18 protein-coding genes are annotated in these 14903 nt (G+C 68.8%); 9 read left to right on the top strand and 9 right to left on the bottom strand.

Annotated elements, in window-relative coordinates; all coding sequences use genetic code 11:
• From AC5Y2S_RS05090 to AC5Y2S_RS05105, 4 genes are all read left to right on the top strand, one after another.
• Window positions 1-858: a pyridoxamine 5'-phosphate oxidase family protein gene (locus AC5Y2S_RS05090; RefSeq protein ID WP_499954244.1), complete on the top strand. Its 858-nt coding sequence runs from the start codon at window positions 1-3 to the stop codon at window positions 856-858.
• A gap of 136 nt (window positions 859-994) precedes the next feature.
• Window positions 995-1597, top strand: a complete 603-nt coding sequence (locus AC5Y2S_RS05095) for a hypothetical protein (protein WP_499954246.1) — start codon at window positions 995-997, stop codon at window positions 1595-1597.
• Window positions 1597-2103 (top strand): flavodoxin domain-containing protein, encoded by a 507-nt coding sequence (locus tag AC5Y2S_RS05100; RefSeq protein ID WP_499954248.1) that lies wholly within the window; start codon window positions 1597-1599, stop codon window positions 2101-2103. The genes AC5Y2S_RS05095 and AC5Y2S_RS05100 overlap by 1 nt, the downstream gene beginning before the upstream one ends.
• A gap of 10 nt (window positions 2104-2113) precedes the next feature.
• On the top strand, window positions 2114-2368 hold the full coding sequence (locus tag AC5Y2S_RS05105; RefSeq protein ID WP_067153600.1) for a hypothetical protein: 255 nt from the start codon (window positions 2114-2116) through the stop codon (window positions 2366-2368).
• Between the two features lie 5 nt (window positions 2369-2373).
• Here the strand turns inward: AC5Y2S_RS05105 and AC5Y2S_RS05110 are convergent, their stop codons facing one another.
• On the bottom strand, window positions 2374-3186 hold the full coding sequence (locus tag AC5Y2S_RS05110; RefSeq protein ID WP_499954251.1) for a PaaX family transcriptional regulator C-terminal domain-containing protein: 813 nt from the start codon (window positions 3184-3186) through the stop codon (window positions 2374-2376).
• Between the two features lie 61 nt (window positions 3187-3247).
• Between AC5Y2S_RS05110 and AC5Y2S_RS05115 the strand changes: the two genes are divergently transcribed.
• Window positions 3248-4417 (top strand): aromatic ring-hydroxylating oxygenase subunit alpha, encoded by a 1170-nt coding sequence (locus AC5Y2S_RS05115; protein ID WP_499954253.1) that lies wholly within the window; start codon window positions 3248-3250, stop codon window positions 4415-4417.
• 111 nt (window positions 4418-4528) lie between these two features.
• Here AC5Y2S_RS05115 and AC5Y2S_RS05120 read toward each other — a convergent pair whose 3' ends face one another.
• The 6 genes from AC5Y2S_RS05120 to AC5Y2S_RS05145 all read right to left on the bottom strand — a co-directional run bounded on the left by AC5Y2S_RS05120 (window position 4529) and on the right by AC5Y2S_RS05145 (window position 11192).
• A complete protein-coding gene (locus tag AC5Y2S_RS05120) occupies window positions 4529-5338 on the bottom strand; it encodes a polysaccharide deacetylase family protein (RefSeq protein WP_499954398.1) in 810 nt (269 codons plus the stop codon).
• A gap of 235 nt (window positions 5339-5573) precedes the next feature.
• The gene (locus AC5Y2S_RS05125; protein ID WP_499954255.1) at window positions 5574-6962 is read right to left on the bottom strand and encodes an alpha/beta hydrolase; all 1389 of its coding nucleotides are present in this window, start codon (window positions 6960-6962) and stop codon (window positions 5574-5576) included.
• A gap of 79 nt (window positions 6963-7041) precedes the next feature.
• Complete coding sequence (locus AC5Y2S_RS05130; protein ID WP_499954258.1) at window positions 7042-9243, bottom strand: heavy metal translocating P-type ATPase; 2202 nt, start codon at window positions 9241-9243, stop codon at window positions 7042-7044.
• Window positions 9240-9452, bottom strand: a complete 213-nt coding sequence (locus tag AC5Y2S_RS05135; protein ID WP_499954260.1) for a heavy-metal-associated domain-containing protein — start codon at window positions 9450-9452, stop codon at window positions 9240-9242. The genes AC5Y2S_RS05130 and AC5Y2S_RS05135 overlap by 4 nt, the downstream gene beginning before the upstream one ends.
• 43 nt (window positions 9453-9495) lie before the next feature.
• Window positions 9496-10572: a hypothetical protein gene (locus AC5Y2S_RS05140; RefSeq protein ID WP_499954262.1), complete on the bottom strand. Its 1077-nt coding sequence runs from the start codon at window positions 10570-10572 to the stop codon at window positions 9496-9498.
• Between the two features lie 41 nt (window positions 10573-10613).
• Window positions 10614-11192 (bottom strand): SDR family NAD(P)-dependent oxidoreductase, encoded by a 579-nt coding sequence (locus AC5Y2S_RS05145; protein WP_499954264.1) that lies wholly within the window; start codon window positions 11190-11192, stop codon window positions 10614-10616.
• A gap of 104 nt (window positions 11193-11296) precedes the next feature.
• On the opposite strand from AC5Y2S_RS05145, the gene AC5Y2S_RS05150 reads away from it, so the two are divergent.
• Window positions 11297-11770 carry an SRPBCC family protein gene (locus tag AC5Y2S_RS05150; protein WP_499954266.1) on the top strand — a complete coding sequence of 158 codons (474 nt, stop codon included), beginning with the start codon at window positions 11297-11299 and terminating at the stop codon, window positions 11768-11770.
• A 3-nt stretch (window positions 11771-11773) separates the two neighbouring features.
• On the opposite strand, the gene AC5Y2S_RS05155 is transcribed toward AC5Y2S_RS05150, so the two are convergent.
• Window positions 11774-12334, bottom strand: coding sequence for a pyridoxamine 5'-phosphate oxidase family protein (locus AC5Y2S_RS05155; RefSeq protein WP_499954268.1), 561 nt, complete (start codon window positions 12332-12334; stop codon window positions 11774-11776).
• A 154-nt stretch (window positions 12335-12488) separates the two neighbouring features.
• Here AC5Y2S_RS05155 and AC5Y2S_RS05160 point away from each other — a divergent pair, with 154 nt between their 5' ends.
• Together AC5Y2S_RS05160 and AC5Y2S_RS05165 are read left to right on the top strand one after the other, a co-directional pair.
• On the top strand, window positions 12489-13088 hold the full coding sequence (locus tag AC5Y2S_RS05160; RefSeq protein ID WP_499954400.1) for a TetR/AcrR family transcriptional regulator: 600 nt from the start codon (window positions 12489-12491) through the stop codon (window positions 13086-13088).
• Window positions 13089-13169: 81 nt separating this feature from the next.
• On the top strand, window positions 13170-13661 hold the full coding sequence (locus AC5Y2S_RS05165; RefSeq protein ID WP_499954270.1) for a DUF417 family protein: 492 nt from the start codon (window positions 13170-13172) through the stop codon (window positions 13659-13661).
• On the opposite strand, the gene AC5Y2S_RS05170 is transcribed toward AC5Y2S_RS05165, so the two are convergent.
• Window positions 13585-14223 (bottom strand): TetR/AcrR family transcriptional regulator, encoded by a 639-nt coding sequence (locus AC5Y2S_RS05170; RefSeq protein WP_499954271.1) that lies wholly within the window; start codon window positions 14221-14223, stop codon window positions 13585-13587. The genes AC5Y2S_RS05165 and AC5Y2S_RS05170 overlap by 77 nt on opposite strands.
• Before the next feature lie 59 nt (window positions 14224-14282).
• Between AC5Y2S_RS05170 and AC5Y2S_RS05175 the strand changes: the two genes are divergently transcribed.
• Window positions 14283-14846, top strand: coding sequence for a TetR/AcrR family transcriptional regulator (locus tag AC5Y2S_RS05175; protein WP_499954272.1), 564 nt, complete (start codon window positions 14283-14285; stop codon window positions 14844-14846).
• The last annotated feature ends 57 nt before the right edge of the window (window positions 14847-14903 follow it).

Raw genomic sequence — 14903 nt, forward strand, 5'->3', positions numbered from 1 at the left:
GTGATAACTCGTGATGTCGAGGTGGCCGCGGTCGCCGACCTGGCGCTTTCTCCCCCACGCGCGGCGCTGGCCACGTTCGGTGACGACGAAATCGCCGTATTGCCGGTGAGTGTGGCGCTCGAAGAGCCCGCCGACCCTGCGGCCTCGCCGCGCGTCGTGCGGGTGCCGGAGGGCGGTCCGGACCTTGCCGGCCGCAATGTCGTGGTGGTCGCCGACGACGGGCCGCAGTGGTTCCGGCTGCGCTCGCTGACCGTGCGAGGGATCGCCGAGGCGGTGGGCCCGTGCACTTATCGCGTCGCGCCCAAGCGGGTGGTGGCCTGGGACTACGGCGCGCTGCGCGACGTACCGACCCCGCCGGCCGGCCCGCCTCCCCGACCGCCATCGTTTTCGGTTGGCGACTCGCAGGACACTCAGCCTTTCGGGTCGCCGAAACTGGAAGCGGCGCTTCGCAATTCGCGGGTGATGATCCTTGCCAGCCGGTCCGAGAAGGGCACGGCGTTCGCGGTGCCGCTGTGGTTCGTCGCCCATCGCGGCCGCATCTATGGGACGACGTCGGCGTCGTCCTGGACGGTGCGCAACGTCGCCGCCGTCCCACAGGTGGCCCTCCTGCTCGGTGGCGAAAGCGCGGACGACGGCAATCGGCTGCTGGTCCGCGGCCACGCCCGATCCGTCCGTGGCGCACCGCCGCCGGCGGTGATCGCCCGGCTGGCTTGGCTCTACTACCTTCAGCCACAATTCGCGGCGGTAGAGCTGAGCCACATGCGGCTATGGCCGCTGCGAATGCGGTACTACTTGCAGTCGAGGGCCGCATATATCGTGATCACTCCCCAGATGGCGACCGAATGCCGGGTGCCGTGATACCGGTGCGGCGAAAGGTCGGCGCGCGCTGGATCTGACCGGCTCCCGGGTTGAGCCCGTCGGTTGTGCCGAGCGTCCCTGGGAATCGGGACTAGTGACCCTAGGATCGCCCGACCGTCGAATCGACGATCACACCATGGCAACAACGATTGGCGCGGACCGAATGCTGATCGAATCCGCGGCGCCCACATTCGACGCCATGATCGCCGAGCACGCAGTGGTGGCTGCCGACCCGGCGACCACCTTTCAGGCCGCCAGGTCGCTGGACCTGCTCACCGTCCGCACACCGCTGCTGGCGGCGTCGATGTGGATCCGCGCGTTGCCGGAGCGGATGCTGGGCAAGTCCGTCCCGGCGCCACCGCAGCTGGTGGTGAGTGAGGTCGACCTACCGGGCTGGCTTCCCCTTGGCGAACAACCGAACCGCGAGATCGCATTCGGTGCAGTGGGAAAGTTCTGGCGGCCGGTCATCGAATGGCATGATGTGGCGCCCGCGGATTTCGCCGGCTTCGCCGAACCCGGATGGGGAAAGATCGCCGCGAACTTCTCGATGGCACCCTACGGCGAAAGCCACACGCTGCTCAGCTACCAATGCCGGACGGTCACAACCGATCCGGATTCACGCCGACGTTTCATGCGCTACTGGTGGCTGATCCGGCCATTCGTCAAACACATCATGCGCGCGACCCTTAGCGCGATCCAGACCGACGCCGAGGCGGCGGCGATAGACAGGAGCCGCTGATGCGCGTTCTGGTGGTTTACGGATCCAAGCGGGGCGGCACCGCGGGGCTGGCCGCGATGATCGGCGACGCGCTGACCGAGGCGGGGTCCGAGGCTGTCGTGAACGCGGCCAAGGACGTCGATGGACTCGGCGGCTTCGATGCGGTGATCGTCGCCGGCGCGCTGTACGCCAACAGGTGGCACCGCGACGCGCGACGGTTCGTGCGCAAGAATGCCTCGGCGTTGGGTGAGCTGCCCGTATGGCTCGTCAGCAGCGGCCCCTTGGACGACTCGGCCGAAAAGCGCGACATCCCAGCCACTACGCAGGTCACGAAGTTGATGCGCCGTGTGGGTGCCCGCGGTCACGCGACCTTCGGTGGTCGGCTGGAACCGGATGCAAAGGGTTTCCCGGCCAGTGCGATGGCCAAGAAAAGCGCCGGCGACTGGCGCAGCCCGACGCACGTGCGGCGCTGGGTGACGACCGTCGTCAACGAACTCGACCGGCCAACGATCACCCACCGGGCATAATCATCGGGTGATGGAAGATCCCCATATCTACCGCCGCCTCGCGCTGCTCGAACAGCAGGTGCGCCTGCTGTCGGATCGGCTCGGGGTCCCGTGCCCGACGTTCGGCAGCGACGTGGGCGCCACATCGGGTGTACTCGAGAACGGTGTGCCCTCCGAAGTCGTCGCCCTCGCCCGCTCCGGCAACGCCATCGCCGCGATCAAGCTGTATCAAAAGCTGACCGGCGCGGGATTGCGGGAGGCGAAAGACATCGTCGACAACCTGTAGGTCGACTACGGCCGGCGAAACGCGCCGTTCATCCGCCGCTTGAACGCGCGATCGAAACGCCGGTAGCCGCCGCGCAACGCCTGGCCCGGCCAACGGTCGCGGGTGAATTCGGCCGGCAGCAGCGGGTCGAGCTGAAGATGGCGCACCACCGCGATCGACAGCGCGAACTCATAGGTGAAGCTTTCGGTCGAATCGTCGCGTTGGTCCGCGTCGAGCGCGGCGTCCATGGCGTCGATGAGCGCCCGGGCGTCTTCGGCCCACTCGTCGAGGGAAAACAGCGATCGCACGTGCGCGGCCGTGATGTCGGTGGCGGCCCCGTGAAATCGCGTGCACTGCTGGTCCAAGACGGCGGCCAATGTCGGAAACCGTTGCGGGTCAAGGTTATCCGGACGCACCCAGACGCCCTCGCGAAGCTCGGCCAGGTGCAGGGCCGTCGCGGCCTTTCGCAACTCCAGGCGGTCGGTCGCCGATCTGCGCTCCAGCGAGACGATCGCGAGTTCCCACGTTCCGTCCCACCGGTGGGCGGCCGCGTCGTCGATCCGGGCCGCGTCGTCGACCCGCGCGCGGCGCTCCGACAGTCGGCCCGCGAGCGCGTAACTGCCGTCGTCGGCGGTCAGTTCGCCGGTGGACACCATCCGCCACAGGCACGTGCGGGCGGCGCCGGGGCTGATGCCGAATAGCGAGGCGACCGCCACCAGTTCCGCCACCGTGAGCCGCCCCCGGTCGGATCCCAGCAACGCCGACGCCAGCACAGAGCGCGCGCTCAGCGGCCGGCTGTCGATCAGGTCGTCGGCTGGGGATCGAGGCTGGGCGGGCACGGCTGACAACGGTATCACCAAATCATTGACGCGTGACATTCAAAGTGTGATACTGACACGCATGAGCTTGCCGACCAAGTCGGTGCTCGCCGACGATGTGGAGATCGTCCGGCGCGTCCTCGCCCATATCGACGCCGGTACCACCGACGAGGGTGACGCCTGGCGCGAGCCGGTCGAAAACTATCTGAGCCCAAGCCGATTCGCCGACGAACTCCGGTTGCTGCGCGCGATGCCGAGCGTCTTCGTGCCGTCGGCGGTGATCCCGAACCCGGGTGACCACGTCGAGCGGACCGCCTTCGGCGTGCCCCTCTTCGCGGTGCGCGGACACGATCATCGGGCGCGGGTGTTCCGCAACGCGTGCCGACACCGCGGTTTCGCCCTGGTCGAGCAACCCGGCTGCTCGCACGCTTTGGTGTGCCGCTACCACGGCTGGACGTACCGCCTGGACGGCTCGCTCGCGCACGTCCCGCACCCCGAGGCATTCCCCGGCCTGGACGCGGCGGGCCGGGGCCTGGTCGAGGTCCCCAGCCGCGAGGTGGACGGGCTGATCGTGATCGATCCGCTCGACCCGCCGGGCCTCGGCGACGCCGACTCGATGGCCGCGCTGACCGACGGAAGCCCATGGCGCGACAAATTGCTGCCGGCGCAGCGGCTCGTGTATGTGGATTCGACTGTGCGCGCGATGAACTGGAAGGTGCTTGTCGAACAGTTCCTGGAGGGCTATCACCTGCGCTCGACGCATCGAGACACATTCTTCCCGGTGCAATACGACGACCTCAATGTCGTCGAAATATTCGGGCCGAACAGCCGACTCACATTCCCGTACCGCAATATCGAACGGCTCCGCGACCGTCCAGAATCGAGCTGGAACGTCGACGCGCGGGTCACCTACGTCTACCAGTTGTTCCCCAACGTCATGGTGGCGACCTTCCCCGATGTGGTCTCCGTAGTGGCGATCGACCCGGTGGACGTGTGCCACACGACGGTGAGCACCTACTCGATGGTGAAACCTGAAGTTGCCGAGCGCGCTTCTTCCGACCCGTCCGCGAAACTGGTGGGCGCAGGCAGCTTCATCGAACAGGGTCTCGCCGAAGACAACCAGATGTCCGAAGGTGTGCAGCGCGGATTACACGCGGGCGCAAACGAATTCGTGGAGTTTGGCCGGCACGAGAGCGCGATCGGGCACTTTCACGCCACGCTCGACGAGCGCCTTGCCGCCATGGCCCGCTAGGAGCCGAACGGCGCCATCCGCACGGCCAACGGCAACCCACACCGAACCAGCAGCCCGAAGCGCCCCCGCGGCACCGCGGCCGCCTCCGCGCGCGATCGGGGGCCTCCACCGCTACGGCGTTTTGAGAAAGATGTCGTTGAGGGTGACCGTGCGCAGGTCCCGGTCGCGGATGATGTCGACGAGCTGCGGGTACACGTGCGTGACCGGCGGGTGGTTCAGGTGGCCGATGACGATGGACTGCGGGGTGAAGTATTGATCGGCCATCTTCACGATGTAGTCCTCGTGGATCAGCGTGGAATCCGACAGCGACCCCGACCACAAGGTGGGGACGGTGTAGCCGAGGTCGGCGGCGACGGCGTCGACGGCGGCGTTGCGCTTGGCGTACGGCGGCCGCCAGTACGGTTTCGCGCCGATGCCGTAGGTCTTCTTCAAAAATTGGTCGTTGCGGGTGAGCTGCTGGGCGATCTGGTCCTTGGGCAGGGTGGTCAGGTCCGGGTGTGACCAGGTGTGGTTGCCCAATTGGATCTGACCGGATTCGACCAGTGGCCGGAGCAGGTCCACGTTTTCGGTCCAGGAGTCGTAAACCCCGTTGACGAAGAACGTCAGCCGGATACCGGTGTCCTTGGCGAACTGCGTGTAGGCGCGCACCACTTGGCTGTTGACGCCGTCGTCGACGGTCAGCGCGAGCAGGTCGCCTTCCCCGGGGATCTTGGTCAGGGCACCGCCGCCGGGCAGCGGGATGCGGGCGCTCAGCGGCGGGGGCGGCAACAGGGCGGACGGCGCCGTCGGACCGGAGGTTGCCACGTTCGCCGGCGGCGTCTGGGCGAATGTCCGGGGCTGCGGGTCGACCACCAGGCGAGCCGCGCCGACGCCGGCGACGGTGGCCGCGGCCAGCGCCCCGAGGAAGCGGCGTCGGTTCAGCTCCGGTGCCGCGCCAGTCCCAAAGGGCGGAATGAGGAGTGTGCCCCGGTTCCTCGTGGGTCTTTTGCGGTGCGAAGTCGGCACCCGCGACCCGGTACCCCGGGCCCCGGTGTTGCCAAACTCCGCCGCCACAGCAGCGAACGGTACCAGTGCCGGTTTCGATATGCCGGGTTCGTTACAGGAGGGTCAGCTGTGAATTCAGCCTCGAAAAGGTAACGGTCCCTCGCGGCCGGCGTCAATGAGGCGCGCCGCCGCGCTGCGGCAATGCGACGGGCTCGGCGCCGGGGGTCCCCAGCGTCCCGGCCAGCCACGGCAACGACGCGGCGAACGCCTGGGCGGCGAACGGCCAGTCGTGCCTGCCCGGCTGGGTGACCACCGCGCAGGTGATCCCGTTGGCGGTGGCGACGTCGCACAGCGCGTTGGCGGCCGCGTCCTGGCCTTCCGGGTTGGCGGCGGGATCGGCGCTGGGAGCGGCGATCGCCGAGTTGGCTTCCTCGGCGACGGCGTGCGGGCCGGGCGACGAGGGAACGTCGAACCACCCCGACAGCCCGGTGTAGTGCCCGTGGCGGGTCATGACGGTGGTGGGGTCGAAGGCGGCCCAGGCGGCGCTGTCGCCGCCGAATAATCGGCCGATGGTTTGGTCCTTCGTGCCGACGCTGGGGCTGCGGTCGCCGGCGATGTCGACGAACGCGCTGAACAGCTCCGGATGCATGACGGCCAGGTCGACCGCGCAGGTACCGCCCATCGACCACCCGGCGACGCCCCAGTTGGCCCGGTCGGCGCTCACCCCGAAGTTCGAGACGACGAAGGGCGCCACGTCCTTGGTCAGGTGATCGGCAGCGTTGCCGCGGGCGCCGTTGACGCATTCGGTGTCGTTGTCGAACGTGCCGGTGGGATCGACGAACACCAGCACCGGGGCGAACCCGTGATGCTGCGCGGCGAAGTCGTCGATGGCGGTGAACGCGCCGCCGGGGCGCAGCCAGTCGGCGGGGGTGTTGAACGCGGAGCTGATCATCATCACCGCCGGCAACCGCGGCGGCGGATTGCTGTTGAACCACGCCGGGGGCAGATACACCAGTTCCTGGCGGTGGGGGAAGTGCGACGCGTCGGCGCCGATCGTCACGGGCACCACGACGCCCTTGGCCGGTTTGGTGCCCTCGAGCTGCATCGCGGTGACCCTCAGCCGATCGATTTGATCGGGCAGGGGCTGCGACGTCAGCTGATCCCACGCGGCCGCCACGGTGGGGAAGTAGCCGACCCAGCCGTTCAACGCCAGGGCCGCGCACAGCGCGCAGAGCGGGATCGAAACCACCGCCAGGCCCCGACGCCACCAGCGCGCGCCCGGCCATCCCAGCGCCAGCACCGCGACCGCGAGCCCACTCATCGCGATCCACAGCCAGAGCGCCACCGGGGCCGGGTCACCGGCCACACCGATCGACGTGATGTACCAGTACGACAGCGCCGTGACCAGGCCCGCGACGCCCAGCGCCACCGGAAGCGCCCAGCCGCGCCAACGGCGCCTCGTCACCCCGATCGCGCCGACGACGATCAGCAGCGCCAGCGCCTGCACCGCCACCGGCAGCCAGCCACGCAGCAAGGACAGCTGTTCGACGAATTGGGGCAACGGCGGTGACCTTCGCTAAATCAAATCTCTTTGCGAATAGCCCACCGGCCAGGCTTGAGGACGCGGTAGGCCAGATCAACTATCCCACAGGATCGGCACGCATCGTCCCCGCGAAGGCGCGCAGTCGCAGGCTGTTGCCGACGACGAACGCGCTGGAGAACGCCATCGCGGCACCCGCCAGCATCGGATTGAGCAGCCCGAGCGCCGCCAACGGGATCGCGGCCACGTTGTAGCCGAAGGCCCAGAACAGGTTCGTCTTGATCGTGCGCAGGGTCCGCCGGGAGAGGCGGATCGCGTCCACCGCGGCGCACAGGTCGCCGCGCACCAGGGTCAGATCCGCGGCTTCGATCGCCACGTCGGTGCCCGTGCCCATGGCGAGCCCCAGATCGGCGCGGGCCAGGGCCGCGGCGTCGTTGACGCCGTCGCCGACCATCGCGACGACCCTGCCCTCGGATTGCAGGCGCTCGACGGCGGCCACCTTGCCGGCCGGTGTCACCCCGGCTACGACGTGCGCGATGCCGACCTGGTCGGCGACGCGCTTGGCGACGCGGTCGTCGTCACCGGTCAGCAGCACCGGGGTCAGTCCCAGGGTCTTGAACCGCCGGATCGCCTCGGCGCTGGTAGGTCTGACGGCGTCGGCGACCACCAGGATCCCCCGCGCGCGGCCGTCCCACCCGATGGCGACGGCGATCTTCCCCGCGGCCTCGGCGCGGGCTTTGGCCGCCGACAATTCTGCGTCGAGATGCTGCGCCCGGTCGGCCAGCAGGCCCTCGCGCCCGACGACGACGGCGTGGCCGTCGACGACCCCGTGCGCGCCCTGCCCACTCACCGCCACGAAGTCGCGGGCGGCGGGCAGGGCGCCGGGCTCCGCCTTGGCGGCGTTGGTGATCGCCTGCGCGACGGGATGCTCGGATGCGTCTTCCACGGCCCCGGCGAAGCGCAGCAGCGTTTCGCGGTCCGCGTGCGGCCCGGCGATCACATCGACGAGGGTCATCCTGCCGGTGGTGACGGTGCCGGTCTTGTCGAGCACGATGGTGTCGACCTTGCGGGTCGCCTCCAACACCTCGGGTCCCTTGATGAGCACGCCGAGCTGCGCCGCCCGGCCGGCGCCGACCAACAACGCCGTCGGCGTCGCCAACCCGAGCGCGCACGGGCAGGCGATGATGAGCACCGCGAGCGCGGCCGTCACCGCCGAGGCGACGGAAGCGCCCCGGGCCAGCCATGCCGCGAGGGTGGCCACCGCGAGGACCATGACGGCCGGGACGAACACGCCCGAGACGCGGTCCGCGAGCCGTTGCGCCCTGGCCTTGCCCGATTGCGCCGCTTCGACGAGCCTGGCCATCTGCGCCAGCTGGGTGTCGTCGCCCACGCGGGTGGCGCGCACAACCAGACGCCCCCCGGCGTTCACGGTGGCGCCGGTGACGGCGTCGCCCTCGCCGACCTCGACGGGGACGGACTCACCGGTGAGCATCGCGGCATCGACGGCGGAGGATCCCGAGACGACGATCCCGTCGGTCGCGATCTTTTCGCCGGGGCGCACCACGAACACGTCGCCCACCGCCAGCTGGTCGACCGGTAGACGGGTCTCGGCCCCGTCCCGCAGCACCGCGACGTCCTTGGCGCCGAGCCGGAGCAGGGCGCGCAGCGCCGCGCCCGCGCGCCGCTTGGCGCGCTTCTCGAAGTAGCGGCCGGTCAGGACGAACATGGTGACGCCCGCGGCCACCTCGAGGTAGACGTGTCCCGTCCCGAGCGTCAGGGCGTACAGGGAGCCGAGGAAGGCCGACAGCGTCCCGACGGAAACGAGCGTGTCCATCGTGGCGGTGCCGTGCCTGAGGCTCGCCCACGCGCCCGCGTGAATCGGGCGGCCCGCCCAAGCGACGACCGGGGCGGCGAGCGCCAGCGACACCCATCGCCAGTCGCGGAACTGCAGGGCCGGCAGCATCGCCATCGCGATCACCGGGACGGCCAGAACGACCGCGGCGACCAGGCGGGTGCGCAGCGCCGCCAGCTCGCCGTCGTCGGCCGGCCCCCGCGCTTCGGCGGCGGGTTCCGGTCGCGGGAGCGCCGCGGTGAAGCCGGCCTTCTCGACCGCCGCGATCAGCTCCCGGGCGTCGTACCCCAGGGGCAGCGTGACGGCGGCCTTTTCGGTGGCGTAGTTGACCTGCGCGGTGACGCCGTCGAGCCGGTTCAATTTCTTCTCGATGCGCGCCGCGCACGAGCCGCAGGTCATCCCCCCGATTTCCAGCTCGACGTTGATGACCGTGTTAGCGTCCGCCGTCACGCGACCAGGACCGCCTGATAGCCGGCCTCGTCGACCGCGCGCAGCACCGCGCCGGCGTCGACGGGAAGGGAACTCCGGACGACGAGCCTGCCGGTGCCCGCGTCGACGTCCACGCTGTCGACACCGGGGATCCGGCCCACCTCGTCCTTGACGGCGGCCTCGCAGTGCCCGCACGTCATCCCACTGACGCGGTACTCGTTGGTCGCCATGACACTCCTTTATACGGGCGCCGGCTTATCCTGGCGCCGCCGGTTACGGCTCGGACAGCAGCAGCACGACGCGGCCCGTGGAAGGCGGCGGGGGAAACGCGCCCTCTTCGAAGCCGTAGTACTTGCGCTGATCGGGCGTGACGGCGTCGACCACTTTGCCCGTCGCGGTGAGTTCGCCATCGCGAACGTCGGCCATCATGCCCTTGAAGTCGGGCACGGCCATCGACTCAGCGAGCAGCAGCGCCTCGCCACCGGTGCTCAGGTCGACCAGCACACCCGCCCCCGCGTAGTTGTTGCCGCCGCGGCCAAGGCCGCGCGGCGCCCAATAGACGGGCGTCGAGGCCACGGTGCCCTTCAGCCGCCGATACTCGCCGGGATGTTGCGCATCGGCGACGGTGACCAGGGGCAGGCGGGCGATCGTGCGCTTTTCCTTCAACCACAACCCGCCCAGCGGCAGGCAGACGATGGCGTACATCATCAACACCAGCACGAGGACCGGCTTCCAGGCGATCTCCCAGCCGAGTCGCCGCGGTGAGATCGGCAGTCCGCGCACCTGCACATCGAGCTCGCGGCGACCGAATTTGAAGACGTACCAGGCCAATACCCGCGCCAGCGCCATGCAGGCGATGATGATCAGGCCGACGATGCCGCACACCCGCCAATAGAAGGTGCTGTCGCCCTGGTTGGTGGTCGCCGCGAACATCACGGCGGGGATCGGGGCGGTGATCAGCAACAGCAGCGCGTAGGACGGGTGACTGGTCAGGTACGGGTAGGTCACCCGCCAGGCGCGGTTGCCGCCGTAGACGGTCATCGGTCCGATGTCGGCGTGCACCGTCGGCGTCCACGTCCCCTGCACCACCCGGGGCCTGACCAGCGAGCGGACGAAGAAGAACCCGAAGAACAGCGATACGGCGAGCGCTCCCCAGAAGGTGCCGTCGAGTGGTTCGCCGGTGCCGGGCACCCCGAACGCGCCGTGGATGTCGATTACCTTGCCGACGAAGAACGTCAACGGCATCACGACGAAGAACTCCATCAGCCATATCTGGATCAGCTGGGGGATGCGCGAGCCGAGCCGGTCGAACGCCAACACGCGTTGCCAGAGAAACCGTAGAACCCGCACGGCCAGGCACTATATTGACCGCGACCGATAGCGGCAACGGGTCAGACGTAGCCGACGCCGATGTCGACCGACACCTGGCTGGCGGTCACCAATCGGGATTGGTCCGAGACGAGCCACGCGACCGCGTCGGCAATGTCCTCGGGCTGGGCGATTCCGTCGGGCAGCAGCGGTTTGTGCATGCCCCGCAGGTGTGGGTAGCGAGCGCCGGCCATCACGGTGTTCCAGGTGCCGACCACGTTGGTGTCGATGGTGTCGCGGAACGCTTGCGGGGTGATCCGGTCCCACGGTGCGGGACTGCAGATTCCCGCGTTGGCGACGATGATGTCCAGGCGGCCCAGCTCGCCGACGGCCGCGTCGACGGCGGCCGTCAGCGCGTCGAGGTCGCGGATGTCGACCGCCGAAGTGACGACCTTTCGACCGTTGGCCGTCACCTGTCGTGCCGTCTCGGCCAGATCGTCGGGTGTGGGCGAATCGTAGGGAACGCTGGGTGGCAACGGCCCGGCGATATCGACCGCGATGATGTCGGCGCCTTCGGCGCTGAGCCGCACCGCGTGCGCCCGCCCTTGTCCCCGCGCGGCGCCGGTGACCAGCGCCACCCTTCCCGGAATCGACTGGGTCACCGAACCCTCCCCGCTGAACGTCGTTGTTCGAACAGTTGTAAAAGTTCAATCCGGCGAAGCGTAGCGTCGACCTCGCGCTGCCGGATACCCGGAAGGAGACCGTCATGACCGTCAACGTTGTCGACGCGGGTCCCCGCCAGGTGAGCCGCTCGGTCGAAGTGGACGCGCCGGCCGCCGAGCTGTACGCGATGGCCGTCGATCCGCGGCGCCACCACGAACTGGACGGATCGGGCACGGTCGGCGACAACATCAGTGTTCCGGCGGAAATGGTTGTGGGGTCGAAGTTTTCGACGAAGATGAAGATGTATGGCGTGCCATACCGCATCACCAGCAGGGTGACGGCCCTCAAACCGGACGAGCTGATCGAATGGCGCCATCCCGTGGGACACCGCTGGCGCTGGCAATTCGAGTCGCTGTCACCGACGAGGACGCGGGTCACCGAGACGTTCGACTACCGCGAAGCCGGCGCGATCAAGAACGCGCTGAAGTACTACGAGCTGATGGGTTTCCGCAAAGCCAACGCGGAAGGCATCGAGGCGACGCTGGCCAAGCTGCGCGATCGCTACGCGGGCCAGTAGCGATCAATCGGTCGCGGGATCCGCGGCGTCCCATGCGACCACACCGGACGCCCAGTGGGTCAACTGGTCGACCTCGTCGTTGCGGTGCAGGTGGCGCGGCGGTGTTGCGAAGCTGGAGTACGGCCGGCAGCGGATGACGACCCGGTTCTCCCGGTCGCACATCTCTTCGACGGACGCGCGTGCGTCGTCGGGCAGCGGTTGGCCCGACATTCTTCCGGCGACCGCCATCATGACGTCGACGGCGAGGTCACGGTCGTCGTCGAGTGTTGCGTCCGCGTACACCTGCAGATAGCTGAACGGCCAGCGTTCGTCGAGGACGCACAGGCTGACCTTCCCGTCGCGTTCGACGACGCGGGCCTTGCCACGGCCGGCCATGGTGGACACCAGGAGCTCGTCGGCGTCGGTCGGGATGTAGTAGACGATCGACATGCCCGGGCCGTCATTGCGACGGCGGTAACCGAACACGCAAGTTCGATGCGTGCGGACGAATTGGCGGCGCTCCGAAGGGAGCATGTCACGGTCGGTGGGAGCCTGGTACGGCTCCGGGGCCAGGGGAAGGAGCATGGCGAAAGGTCCTAGCTAGCAAGGGCTTGATCCGGATCGTAATTAATGGCTACAGTGTCGTCATAAATGGAAGGGGTGTCAACTGACCGCCGGACAGCCGCACGAGCAGCCCCCGCGTCGCTCCCGCGGGCGCCCGGCCCTACCGCCGGACCGCATCCTGACCGCGGCGCTTGGACTCGTCGACGAGCACGGAGTCGACGCGCTGTCCATGCGCTCCCTGGCGCAGCGCCTGGGGTCGGGCACCGCCACGCTGTACCGTCACTTCGCCAACCGATCGGAATTGGTGGCCGCGATGGTCGACCGCATGCTCGGTGAGGCCGGCCTGGCCGCGGACGCGCTGACCGCGATGCCCTGGCAGCAGGCCTGTATATCGTTCGCGCAGCACATGTTTGACGCACTGGGTCGCCACGGGGATGTGGCGTCGTTGTTGATCGGCTACGTGCCGATGGGGCCGCACGCATTGGCCCAGCGCGAGCTGATGCTGTCGCTGCTGCTCGACAATGGATTCCCGCCGGTGGTCGCCGCCCACGCCTACGCAACGCTGTCCCGCTACGTCCTCGGCTTTGCGATCCAGCAATCGAGATCGACCGTGGTCGAACACGACGCCGAGTTGACCGCCGCCTTCCGTGAACTCGATCCGTCCCGCTATCCCGCGACCGTCGCGGCCGCCGACGCCCTGCCCGTTCCGCTGGAGGAGGAGTTCGCATACGGCCTGCGGCTCATCGTCGCCGGGCTGGAGGGTTTGGGTCACTGAACCCAAATGGGTCGTCGATCGTGGTCTCGTCGGGAACGATTGCCAGCCGCCGACTTAGCTCGCCGAAGGGACCCCTTGCCGATGATCGACCGCCCCCAGTCTCCCGCCGTCACGCCGCGCCGGGTAGCCGAGTCGCTAACGGGTGCGGGACAGCTGATCAGCCGTTACGGGCTGGCGGTCGTCCTGGCCTGGATCGGGTTCGGCAAGTACGTCAAGATGGAATCCCGGGTGCTCATCGAGCACAGCCCGCTGATGAGCTGGATTTACCACGTGGCCTCCGTGACCACGGTGGCACGCGGGCTGGGGACCATGGAAATCGTTGCGGCGCTTCTCATTGCGCTGCGACCGGTGTGGCCACGCGCGTCGGCGGCGGGCAGCGCCCTTGCCGTCGTGCTCTTCATGGGAACGCTGAGCTTCTTGTTCACCACGCCCGGGGTGGTCTCCACCCACGCCGCCGGCCTCCCGGTGTTGTCCGCGCTGCCGGGCCAATTCCTGCTCAAGGACCTCGTTTTGATCGGCGTCGCGCTGTGGACGCTGGGCGACTCGCTTGCCGCGCGAAAAGCGTTCCCCTGAGCAATTTCTTGGCCGATGCCAGCGTGGCGGCGTAGGCCTCCGGGGTTTGGTTGGCCGCCCGGTCCGTCAGGCCGCGGGCCAGCGCGTAGATCGCGTTGACCGCCGCGCCCGGATCGGTGCCGGTTGGCAACGCCCTGCGTGCTTGGGCGTCGCGGACGACGTGATCGATGGTGTCGCGCAACCCTTTCAGACCGGCACGCCCGCGCATGGCGCGTTCGAACGCGGCCAGGTCCGGATACTCGCGCAGCAGCCGGCCCGATTCGTCGAGCACCGCCTCGAGGCGCTCGACCACGTCGTCGGAGCGGTCCGCGGCGGTGCGCAGCCGTGGCAGCGCGATCTCGTCGATCTCCCTGACGGTGGCCGTGAGCAGTTCGGACTTGTTCGGAAAATAGTGATACAGGCTGCCGCTGGTCATGCCCGCGGCCTTGGCGATCTCTCGAATGCTCGCGCGGGAATAGCCCACCTCCGCCACACAGCGCATGGTCGCCGTGATTATTCGAGCGCGGGTCTCCTCGCCGCTGGCGCCCACCGGGCGACCCAGTTGCGCCCGCGCGGCGATCATGCGGCGCACCTTCCTGCGGAACCGGCACACAAATTGATCGACCGATTATATTCGACCGCATGCTAGGTCGCCCGATCGGCGCCAGCGGCGAGGAGACCCGCCAGCGGATCATCGTCGCCACCATGCGCTGTGTGGCGGAGGTGGGCTATTCGCGCGCGACCATCCGCGAGATCGCCCGCACGGCAGAGGTGACCAGCGCCAGCCTGTACAACTACTTTCCTAATAAGTCGGCGCTGATCAAGGCCGCCATCGCGGCCCGAACAGACGTCGCGCTGCCGCGGCTGCGCGAGGCCGCCGGGGGCCCCGCCGACGTGATCGACCGGATCGAAGCGGTGCTCGACGAATCGGGCCGGCTGATGCGCGAATACCCCGACCTCGCCGCCTTCGAGTGGGCGATCCGCGCCGAAGGCGCCGTCGACGCCGGGGAGGCCGGCGACGGGTTCCAGGCGTTCCGCGAGATCATCGAGGGCATCGTCGAGGGAGGCGGCAAACCGGGCTCGGTGGAAGCGATCTACTCGCTGATCTACGGCCTGACCGAGCTGGCGGCGACCCTGCCGCCGGTCGAATACCACGCGGCCCTGGATTCGGCCAAGCGCCTGATCAGGGGCACGTTGTTGCGCTGAGGCGGCCTGCGGCAGTCGAGACTGCGGCCAGAGCGTGGCTCGGCCGAAAATCGCGCG

It is taken from the genome of Mycobacterium sp. NGS69 (assembly GCF_059812165.1).

Bases quoted from the DNA above. Each gene is read 5' to 3' on its own strand.
- AC5Y2S_RS05095 (WP_499954246.1), top strand. From the start codon at position 995: ATGGCAACAACGATTGGCGCGGACCGAATGCTGATCGAATCCGCGGCG.
- AC5Y2S_RS05100 (WP_499954248.1), top strand. From the start codon at position 1,597: ATGCGCGTTCTGGTGGTTTACGGATCCAAGCGGGGCGGCACCGCGGGG.
- AC5Y2S_RS05105 (WP_067153600.1), top strand. From the start codon at position 2,114: ATGGAAGATCCCCATATCTACCGCCGCCTCGCGCTGCTCGAACAGCAG.
- AC5Y2S_RS05115 (WP_499954253.1), top strand. From the start codon at position 3,248: ATGAGCTTGCCGACCAAGTCGGTGCTCGCCGACGATGTGGAGATCGTC.
- AC5Y2S_RS05135 (WP_499954260.1), bottom strand. From the start codon at position 9,452: ATGGCGACCAACGAGTACCGCGTCAGTGGGATGACGTGCGGGCACTGC.
- AC5Y2S_RS05150 (WP_499954266.1), top strand. From the start codon at position 11,297: ATGACCGTCAACGTTGTCGACGCGGGTCCCCGCCAGGTGAGCCGCTCG.
- AC5Y2S_RS05155 (WP_499954268.1), bottom strand. From the start codon at position 12,334: ATGCTCCTTCCCCTGGCCCCGGAGCCGTACCAGGCTCCCACCGACCGT.
- AC5Y2S_RS05165 (WP_499954270.1), top strand. From the start codon at position 13,170: ATGATCGACCGCCCCCAGTCTCCCGCCGTCACGCCGCGCCGGGTAGCC.
- AC5Y2S_RS05170 (WP_499954271.1), bottom strand. From the start codon at position 14,223: ATGATCGCCGCGCGGGCGCAACTGGGTCGCCCGGTGGGCGCCAGCGGC.
- AC5Y2S_RS05175 (WP_499954272.1), top strand. From the start codon at position 14,283: ATGCTAGGTCGCCCGATCGGCGCCAGCGGCGAGGAGACCCGCCAGCGG.